Source organism: Phenylobacterium sp., assembly GCF_024508875.1.
Classification (GTDB): Bacteria; Pseudomonadota; Alphaproteobacteria; order Caulobacterales; family Caulobacteraceae; genus Phenylobacterium.
On the sequence record NZ_JANINU010000063.1, the window covers coordinates 1 to 9,760 of the forward strand.

At 67.8% G+C, this 9,760-nt stretch carries 6 protein-coding genes; 3 read left to right on the plus strand and 3 right to left on the minus strand.

Features of this window, described 5'->3' with window-relative positions:
- The coding region (locus Q0L11_RS05915) for a TonB-dependent receptor plug domain-containing protein (protein WP_296596029.1) at positions 1–580 on the minus strand (580 nt) is incomplete at its 3' end.
- A gap of 709 nt (positions 581–1,289) precedes the next feature.
- Here Q0L11_RS05915 and Q0L11_RS05920 point away from each other — a divergent pair.
- A complete protein-coding gene (locus tag Q0L11_RS05920; protein ID WP_296596030.1) occupies positions 1,290–3,275 on the plus strand; it encodes a P-loop NTPase fold protein in 1,986 nt (661 codons plus the stop codon).
- Positions 3,276–3,530: 255 nt separating this feature from the next.
- On the plus strand, positions 3,531–5,180 hold the full coding sequence (locus Q0L11_RS05925; protein ID WP_296596035.1) for an amidohydrolase: 1,650 nt from the start codon (positions 3,531–3,533) through the stop codon (positions 5,178–5,180).
- A gap of 24 nt (positions 5,181–5,204) precedes the next feature.
- Here the strand turns inward: Q0L11_RS05925 and Q0L11_RS05930 are convergent, their stop codons facing one another.
- Positions 5,205–5,705, minus strand: coding sequence for an Lrp/AsnC family transcriptional regulator (locus tag Q0L11_RS05930; protein ID WP_296596037.1), 501 nt, complete (start codon positions 5,703–5,705; stop codon positions 5,205–5,207).
- Positions 5,706–6,130: 425 nt separating this feature from the next.
- Here Q0L11_RS05930 and Q0L11_RS05935 point away from each other — a divergent pair, with 425 nt between their 5' ends.
- Positions 6,131–8,980 carry a TonB-dependent siderophore receptor gene (locus Q0L11_RS05935; protein WP_296596038.1) on the plus strand — a complete coding sequence of 950 codons (2,850 nt, stop codon included), beginning with the start codon at positions 6,131–6,133 and terminating at the stop codon, positions 8,978–8,980.
- Between the two features lie 67 nt (positions 8,981–9,047).
- Here Q0L11_RS05935 and Q0L11_RS05940 read toward each other — a convergent pair.
- A partial coding sequence (locus Q0L11_RS05940) for a sensor histidine kinase (protein ID WP_296596040.1) occupies positions 9,048–9,760 on the minus strand: 713 nt, incomplete at its 5' end.

The following is a 9,760-nucleotide window of genomic DNA, read 5'->3' on the forward strand; positions in this document are numbered from 1 at the left end:
GCAGGAAGCCATACTCGCCGTAGCTGAGCTCGAAGCGGCCCTCGGGCGTGAAGGTGGGCAGGCGGGTGGTGACGTTGATGGCGCCGGCGGTGGTGTTCTTGCCGAACAGGGTGCCCTGGGGCCCGCGCAGCACCTCGACGCGCTCGACGTCGGAGAGGTCGAAGGTCGAGGCGGCAGGGCGGCTGAAATAGACCTGGTCGATGTAGAGCCCGACCCCGGCCTCCAGCCCGTCGTTGGCGAGGCCCAGGTTGTTGCCGAGGCCGCGGATATTGACCGTGGTGTTCCGCGGATTGAAGGAGCCGAGGTAGAGGCTGGGGGCGAGCTGGACGACCTGGGCCAGGTTGTACGTCCCGGTCTTCTCCAGGGTCTCGGCGCCCAGGACCGACAGGGCGATGGGCACGTCCTGGGCCTGTTCGGCGCGGCGGCGGGCGGTGACGACGACCGCCTCGACCGATCCATCGCCCGCGCCGTCCCCGGCGTCGGCCTCGGCGGAGGCGTTGGATGCGGTCACGGTCGCGGACACCGCCTGCGATGCGGCGGGCGTGGCGGCCAGCAGGACGGCGGCGGAAGCGGAGCCCAAGGCCAATAGCTTTACTGCAGACAAGACAACCCCCTGACCGCCCGCAAATCGCCGGCACGGCCTATCAAAGACAAAGAACAGGATGTGTGTGGATGGCGCGCCTGGAGGCGCTCAGGCCCGCAGGCGACAGGGACCCGGGAGGGCCTGAAAGCTGACGATCACCTTGCGGCTCCTGGGTTGGACGAAGGGCGCGCGGACAGGACCAGCCCTGCCCGCGCGCTCCCCGCTCACGAGACGCCTCAGAAGGGGAGGAGCGGCGTCACGCTCAATACCTACTGAATCAATAGGATTTAAGTCTTTGCAGAAATTCTAATGATTGTCGCGAGCTTCCTTGCGCGGTGGCAGCGCCGCGCACTGCTGCAGACCGGCGGTTGACGGCAGGCGGGCCCGGCCCTCAAATCGCTACCGTCCGCCAGGGTTGAACGGGCGGGCGACAAGTATCCAGGTGCGAGTGAAGCCGCGGACGCGCCGGCCGAAGGGACGGGCGGCCGCATCGGGTTCGGGGGCGAGGCCGGGATATGGACGACGCAGCAGCGGCGGCGAGGATCGAGCAGGCGGACAGCATCGCCGGCAACGCGCTGGGCGACCGCGCGACCCTGACCGACAGCCTGGGCTTCACGCCCTATGTGGAGGCCATCGCGCGCTTCCTGACCGCCGAGGCGAGCAAGCCGCCCATGACCATCTCGATCGAGGGGGAATGGGGGGGGATATGCGCCTCTTCTTCAGCCGGCTGGCCGGTCCGCGAGCGTGGTTGGAGCTGGCCCTACTGGCGCTCTCGCTGCTGGCGCTGGCGTTCGTGGCCGCAAAGCTCTGGTTCCTGGCCACACGGCTGGACGCCGCAGACGCGGCGGGGCTGCTCAAGACGCTGCTCACCGACGAGACCAAGCCCCTGCCCGGAAGGCAGGCCCAGATCACGGGGGCCTCGCTCTTCGAATTCATGGGGTCCGCCGGGCCTTGGGGGCTCGTCGCCGCGCTGGGCGCCGGCGGCCTCTACAAGTTCCAGTCGTTCGTGAAGATGCCGCTATCGCTGAAGCTGGAGAAGTACATCGCCACGCCGGACTACGCGGGGCACGCCTCCTTCATCGAGAGCTTCCACGTGGACCTGGGCCGGCTGGTGGCGGCCTATGCGGGCGAGCGGCGGATCTTCGTGTTCATCGACGACCTAGACCGCTGCGACGTGCCGCGCGCCGCCGACCTGATGCAGGCGATCAACCTGATGATCGGCGACTCCGACAACCTGATCTTCGTCATCGGCATGGACCGCGAGAAGGTCGCCGCCGGCATCGCGCAGAAATACAAGGACATGCTGCCCTTCCTGCGCGAGAGCTCGCACTGGAAGCCGAACGACGAGAAAGACAACTTCACCCCGCTCTACTTCGGCTACGCCTATCTGGAGAAGTTCGTCCAGATCAGCTTCTCGCTGCCGGTGGCGGCAGACGAGGCGGCGCTGGCGAGCTTCTTCCGAGAATCGCCGGCGACGCCGGCGCGGCGGAGCTGGGGCGGACGCCTTGTGGCGTACTGGACGCCCTTCGCGGGGGCGCTTCTTCGACGGGTTACAATGGGGACTCGCACAGCAGGCGGCGCGCCGACCGTGGCCGCTCCAGCCCCTACTCAACCGACGAAGCGGATCTTCAGGCGGCTCGAGGTGAAGGGGGAATCGGAGCGCATCCGCGAGGTCGTGAAATTCGTCAGCGCGCTGTTCGAGTACAATCCGAGGCGCATCAAGCAGTTCATCAACACGTTCCGGCTCGCCCTCTACATCGCGAGCGACCAGGGCCTCTTCGACGAAACGGAAGGCGGCGGCTCACAGGCGACGCCCGAGCAGATCGGCAAGTTCGTGGCCCTGATGCTGCGCTTCCCGGACCTGCGGTTCGCGCTGGAACAGGACCGCGAACTGCTCGGCAAGATGCAGGCGGTGGCGCTGGCCGCGGAGCCGGACCCTCAGCACATGCTGGCGTTCCACTGGCTGCGGAAGCCGGGAACGCTTCAGTTGCTCGCGCACGGATGCGCCGGATCGCTAAAGTCGGAGCGTTATTCACTCTCGGCGTTCGACGTCGGGTGTCTCTTCTCCGTTCTTCCCCGCGCAGTAGGCCCGCCGGACGTCGACCAGATCTCCGTCGCCGCATTCGACGTCCTGGGCGCGAAGTACGAGGAGATCCGCCGCACCGAGCGCGCCGGGAACCCCCGGACCCGCAAGATGGCGGCCGTCGCCAGCGAGGCCATGCGCGAGGCCGCCGCGTTGCAGTCGCCGCAAGCCGTGCTGACGCAACTCGCCCTCCGCGACGAGCCCGGCCGCCGGCTGATGCGCATCGCGATCGCGCGGGCGCACCCCGCCGCCTCGAACCTGCCATGGCTGACCGACCTCAGCGCAAATTTCCGCAGTTGGTTCGAGCACTACTGGTGCATTCAAGCGCTGCAGGAACACCTGTCGCTGATGACGGACGCGCAGCGCGCTCGGATCAACAAGGACCTCGAAGCGAATTGGGCCAGGATCGCGCAGGATCCTGGGCGCATCCGCCTCGCGGAGCGTCTGCGCGACGCGACCAGCGGCGCGCCGGCCCCACCGGTCGCCACGAAGCCGGAGCTCGGCAAGCCCGCCGACCGCGCCGACCGATTGGCCAGCAGCCGTTCTCCGCGCCCAGCCGCCAAGAAGACCGCAGCGTCCAAGCCGCCCCCTGCCCCGCCAGCGGCGTAGCGGACGCGTCGCGCCTGTCGCAAAGTCGGGCGCCCGCCGTTCATGAATGCGGCGCCGCAGGCATGGGAAGCGTCAAAGCGGCACTACGCTCCGAAACCCGCGAAAAACCTGTTGCTGACGCCGCAATTCTTCTCGGAACTGCCGCAGAGATTCGTTTTCCGACGTATTTTTCTGCAATCTTGTTGAAAGCCGTCGCCTCGCGTCCGGCGAGCGACGACCGCCGCTGCGTGCGGCCCGGATGGAGAGGGGACAACAGTGCGAGATCTTCGACACGGCGCGGCCTTCGCGGCCCTGATGCTGGCGGCGGCCGCCGCGCCCTCGGTCGGCGCGGCCCAGGCCCCGCCGGCGGCCGAGGCGGCCAAGCCGGCCGCGGCGCCCTTCGTCGCCCCGCCGGTGAACACCACCGAAGCCATGCGCACGGCGGCCATCGCCGGCGTCGACGCCCGGACCAAGATGGCCCAGGAGATGGTCGACCAGGTGTTCAGCTACGCCGAACCGGGCTTCCAGGAATTCCGCACCTCGGAGTTCCTCACGGGCGTCCTGGAGAAGAACGGCTTCAAGATCGAACGGGGCGTGGCCGGCATCCCGACCGCCTGGACGGCGACGTGGGGGACGGGCGGCCCCCTGATCGCGCTGGGCAGCGACATCGACGACCTGCTGGGCCTGTCGCAGTACCCCGGCATCCCCAACATCAAGCCGATGGTGGAAGGCGCGCCCGGTCACGGCGAGGGCCACAACTCCGGCATGCCGATGATGATCGTCGCGGCCCTGGCCGCGAAGGACGTCATGGAGAAGAACAAGATCCCGGGCCGCATCATGCTGTGGCCGGGGGTCGCCGAGGAGCTGCTGGCGACCAAGGCGTTCTATGTCCGCGCCGGGATGTTCAAGGACGTGGACGCCACGATCTTCTCCCACGTCAGCCGCGATTTCAGCACGGCCTGGGGCCCCGGCGGCAACAACGGCATGGTCTCGGTCGAATACACCTTCCACGGCAAGACGGCCCACGCCGCCGGCCAGCCGTGGGATGGGCGCAGCGCCCTGGACGGCGTCGAGATCATGAACACGGCCTGGAACTTCCGGCGCGAACACCTGCCGCTGACCCAGCGCTCGCACTACGTGATCACGGACGGGGGCGGACAGCCCAACATCGTGCCGGGCGTGGCGACGGTCTGGTACTATTTCCGGGAGCAGAACTTCCAGTCGATCCGCGACCTGTACGAGTTGGGCAACAAGCTCTCGCAGGCGGCGGCCATGGCCACCGACACCACGGTGGAGCACCGGGTGCTGGGCTATGCGGCGCCGAACTACAGCAACAAACCCCTGGCCGAGGCGGCGTACGCCAACATCAAGCGCATCGGCATGCCGCAGTGGTCGGAGGACGACAAGGCGTTCGCCAAGGCCGTGCAGGAGACCAACAAGCTGAAGGGCGAGCCGCTGGCCACAGAGGTCGCGCCCCTGACCGCGCCCGGCGACCGGGGCGGGTTCGGCGGCGGTTCGGACGACATCGGCGACATCATGTGGACGGTGCCGACGATCACCATCCGCTATCCGTCGAACATCCCCGGCGCCATCGGGCACAACGTGACCTCGGCCATGGCGATGGCGACGCCGATCGCCCACAAGGGCGTGGTCGTGGGCGCCAAGGCCGTGGCGCTGACGGTGCTGGACTTGATGACCACGCCCAAGGTCGTGGCCGACGCCAAGGACTACTTCCAGAACGTCCAGCTCAAGACCCAGAAGTACGACCCGGTGCTAGGGCCGGACGACAAGCCGGCCATCTGGCTGAACACCGACATCATGGCCAAGCTGCGCCCGAAGATGGAGCCTTACTACTACAACCCCAAGAAATATAAGACCTATCTGGATCAACTCGGGATCACCTACCCGACCACGACGCCGAAGTAGGCGCTGGCGATGGCCCGCCCCTTCCTACGCTCCGGTCTCGTCCATGAAGACCACCGGCGGGGTTCCGCGGCGGGCCACTTCGCGCAGTACGAAGCTGCTGCGGATGCGGGCCACGTGGGGAAGGGTGGAAAGCTCGCGCCGGTAGACGCGATCGTAGTCCTCGAAGGACGCGACGTTGAGCATGATCAGGAAGTCGGTGTCGCCCGAGATGAAGCCGCAATACGAGATCGACGGGCACTTGATCACCTCGCGCTCGAACTCGTTCAGCGCCTTTTCGGCCTGGGAGTTCAGCTCGATCGAGACGATCACCACCACGCCGTAGCCCAGCTTGGGCAGGTCGAGGTTGGCCGAGTAGCTGAGCACGGCGCCCCGCTCCTCGAGACTTTTCCGCCGACGGGCCACCGCCGTGCTGGACAGGTTGGTCTTCTCGGCCAGCCAGACGTCCGAAGCGCGGCCGTCGGCAGAGAGCTCCTGCAGGATGCGGTAATCGACGTCATCCAGGTCCAACTGTTCGGATTTCACCACCAGAACCCCAATTTTGCGTAATTGCCCGGCAGATAACGCGCCTTCGCAAGTTCAGATTACGAAGTTCGAAGTCTAACGTTACCGTTCTGATAAATTAGACTCGAATGTGGCAGGGGGCCGGGACCTGCTTACTTTCGATGATCCACGACCTGAGCGCAGGTCGCAAGGATCGATATAGGACGCTCTGCAAGAGCGGTCCATGGGGGAACGCACGCGCCGAGGCGCCCGCAGGGGCGATCGGCCGAAGGGTCGGCATCCGGCGCGGCAAGAACCGCCTCGCCGGCGGGCCGCCACGATCGACATCGACAGACCCCAGCCGCCGGCGCCGGGCCGGCGGTCGAGGACAGTATTCGCCTGCGTTCCGCCCAGTCCATTCGAACCAAACGCCAATTCAAAACCAAAAACATCTCATGCTGGAGAGGTCCATGACGTATTCGCGCAAGCCCCTGGCGTATTCCCGACTGCGAAAGAATGTCCTCGCATCGGCAGGCGCCCTCGCGCTCGCCGCCGGCGCGTGGTCGGCCCACGCCGCCGAAGCCCCGGCAGACGCCGCCGTCACCACCGCCGCAGCCACCGACGAGACCCTGACCGAGGTGCTGGTCACCGGCTCGCGCGTCGTGCGCGACGGCTACGACGCACCCACGCCAGTGAACGTGCTGGGCGCCGACGAGATCGCCGCCGCCGCGCCCGCGAACATCTCGGACTTCGTCAACACCCTGCCGTCCATCGCCGGCAGCCAGACCGCGGCGACGTCGTCGGGCGGCCTCAGCAACGGCGTCGCCGGCATCGCGGCGCTGAACCTGCGGGCGCTGGGCGCCGGCCGCACGCTGGTTCTGTTCGACGGCCAGCGCTCGGTCGCCTCGGCCTCGACGGGCCTGGTGGACATCAACACCTTCCCGCAATCGCTGATCAGCCGGGTCGAGGTGGTGACCGGCGGGGCCTCGTCGGCCTACGGCTCGGACGCGGTCGGCGGCGTCGTGAACTTCATCCTCGACACGGGCTACACCGGCCTGAAGAGCACGATCGAGTACGGCGAGACCGGCGAGCACGACAACAAGGGCTGGAAGTTCAACGTCACCGGCGGCGCGTCGTTCGCGGACAAGAAGGGCCACGTCCTGTTCAGCGCCGAGCGGGTGCGCCAGGACGGCATCCACTACACGAGCCGCGACTGGAACCGGACCGGCTGGTTCGCGGTGCGCAATCCCAACACCGCGGCCGGGCAGCCGTTCTATGTCGTGTCTCACGACGTGGGCATCTCGGCCTACACGCCCGGCGGGCTGATCACGGCGGGGCCGCTGCGTGGGACCTACTTCGGGCCGGGCGGCTCGGTGAACCAGCTGGCCTATGGCGCGGTGACCGGCCAGTGGATGATCGGCGGCGACTGGAAGTACTCGTCCTCGGGGATGAACGGCACCAACAGCCTGGCCCCCGACGAGGACCGCGACAGCGTCTTCGGCCGCGTGAGCTACCAGGTCACCGACAACGTCGAGGTGTTCGCCCAGGCCAGCTACGCCCGCTACGAGGGGCTGAGCTACTACATCTCGCCGACGCAGACCGGCATCACCATCCAGGCCGACAACGCCTACCTGCCGGCGTCAATCAAGGCGCAGATGGCCGCGCTGGGCCTGCGCTCGTTCACGATGGGCACCAGCAACATCGACATGCCGGCCTCGGGCAGCGCGAACGTGCGCGAGACGGAACGCTACGTTGCGGGCGCGAAGGGAGAGTTCGAGGCGGCCGGCCTGGACGTGAAGTGGGACGGCTACTTCCAGCACGGGGAGACCGACACCAAGGAGCAGCTCACCGCCACCTGGAACAACGCGCGGCTGGCGCTCGCCACCGACGCCGTGGTGAACCCCGCGAACGGCCAGATCGTCTGCCGCTCGACGCTGACGGCGCCGACCAACGGGTGCGTGCCGCTGAACCGGTTCGGGGTGGGCGTGGCGAGCCAGGCGGCGCTGAACTACGTGCTGGGGGAACCGGTACGGACCCAGCAGTTCAAGCAGGACGTGGTGGCGGTGAACTTCCGCACCAACAGCCTGGAGGGCTGGGCAGGGCCGATCTCGATCGCGGTGGGCGCCGAGCACCGCAAGGAGAGCCTGGACGGTTCGGTCGACCCGCAGTTCGAGAGCGGCTGGAAGTACGGCAACTACCGGGTGACGAGCGGCAGCTACAAGGTGACGGAAGGGTATGCGGAGATCCTGCTGCCGATCCTCAAGGGCTTGGATTTCAACGGGGCGGTCCGTTACACGGACTACAGCACCTCGGGCGGCGTCACGACCTGGAAGGCGGGCCTGACCTGGACGCCCATCGAGGACCTCACCCTGCGCGCCTCGCGCTCGCGGGACATCCGCGCCGCGAACCTGTCCGAGCTCTACGACAGCGGCACCGCGCGCAGCAATTCGGTGAGCATCAACGGCGTCTCCACGGCCTTCGTGCAGAACCTGCAGGGCAACCCGAACGCCGATCCGGAGGTCGCCGACGGCTATGGGATCGGGGCGGTGTTCCGGCCGCGGTTCCTGCCCGGCTTCGGCGCCTCGATCGACTTCTACGACATCAAGGTGGACGGGGTGATCAGCTTCGTCGCCGCCCAGAACGTGGCCGACTACTGCTACATCCAGAAGGTCCAGAGCTACTGCAACCAGCTCGTCTTCACGAACGGCGTGCTGAACACCATCAACCTGTACTACGCCAACCTGAACAGCATGAAGGCGCGGGGCCTCGACCTGGAAGCTTCGTACCGCGTGGACCTCGGCGAAATCTCCGACGGCCTCAAGGGCGACCTCAGCCTGCGGGCACAGGCGACGCACTACATCAAGAACGTCACCGACGACGGCGTCACGGCCATCAACCTGGCCGGCTCCAACGCCGGCAGCACGCCCGACTGGATCTACCGACTGAACGCCCTCTACAAGCTGGACGACTGGACGTTCAGCCTGACCGCCCGCGGCGTTTCGAGCGGGGTGATCAGCAACGCCTACACCGAGTGCACGAGCGGCTGCCCGACCCTGACGGCTCCGTACTTCACGATCAACGACAACCACATCGACGGCGCCCTCTTCTGGGACCTGTCGATCGCGCGGAAGTTCCAGATCGCGAACGTCTCGGGCGAGGGCTACGTCTCGATCAAGAACCTGTTCAACAAGGACCCGCCGCTGGTGGCCAACCCGGCGTCGCTGGGGGCCGAGAACACGGTGGGCTACGTCCAGACCAACCGCAGCCTCTACGACGTGCTGGGCACGGTGGTGCGGGTGGGTATCCGGCTGGAGTACTAGAGGCGGGCGCCGCCGGGACCGGCCCGTGACACCCGGGCCCGGCGGCGACACGCGGAGTCCGCCGGGACTAGATCCCGTCCAGCAGGTTCAGCATGCCCTCGCGCTTGGGCAGCTTGCCGTCCATGATGCAGACGAGGCCGGCGGGATCGTAGGTCATGGCCGCCTGCCCCTGGAGCTCGCTCTTCAGGGCGCGTTCGATCAGGCGCGAGCCGAAGCCGCGGCGGGTGGGCGGACTGACGGGCGGGCCGCCGGACTCGACCCAGGTGAGGCGCAGGCGCTCGTCCACGGCGTCGAAGGTCCAGCCCAGGGATACGGCGCCCGTCTCGCACGACAGCGCCCCGTACTTGACGGCGTTGGTGGCCAGTTCGTGCAGCACGAGGGCCATGGTGAGGGCGGCGCGCGGCTGCAGCCAGACGGCGGGCCCCTCGGCGCTGAGCTGGCCCGGGACGGCGGACGTGAACGGGCGCAGCGCACGCTCGACCACCTCGCGAAGGTCGGCGCCGTGCCAGTTCTCGCGGGTCAGCACGTCATGGACCTCGGCTAGCCCCATCAGCCGGGACTCGAACCGTTCGTAGGCGGCCGACGGGTCGCCGCCGCCGCGCAGGGCCTGGGCGGCCATCGACTGGACCGTAGCCAGGGTGTTCTTCACCCGATGGTTCAGCTCGTTGATCATCAGGCGGAGCTGGGCCTGATAGCGCTGCTGCTCGGCCTCGGCCTGCTTGCGCGGCGTGATGTCCTCGATGACCGTGACGAAGTAGTCGGGCGCCCCGTCGCTGGTGC

What these genes read in the sequence shown, in the direction of transcription:
- Q0L11_RS05920 (WP_296596030.1), top strand. Translation starts at nt 1,290, where the DNA reads ATGCGCCTCTTCTTCAGCCGGCTGGCCGGTCCGCGAGCGTGGTTGGAG.
- Q0L11_RS05935 (WP_296596038.1), top strand. Translation starts at nt 6,131, where the DNA reads ATGACGTATTCGCGCAAGCCCCTGGCGTATTCCCGACTGCGAAAGAAT.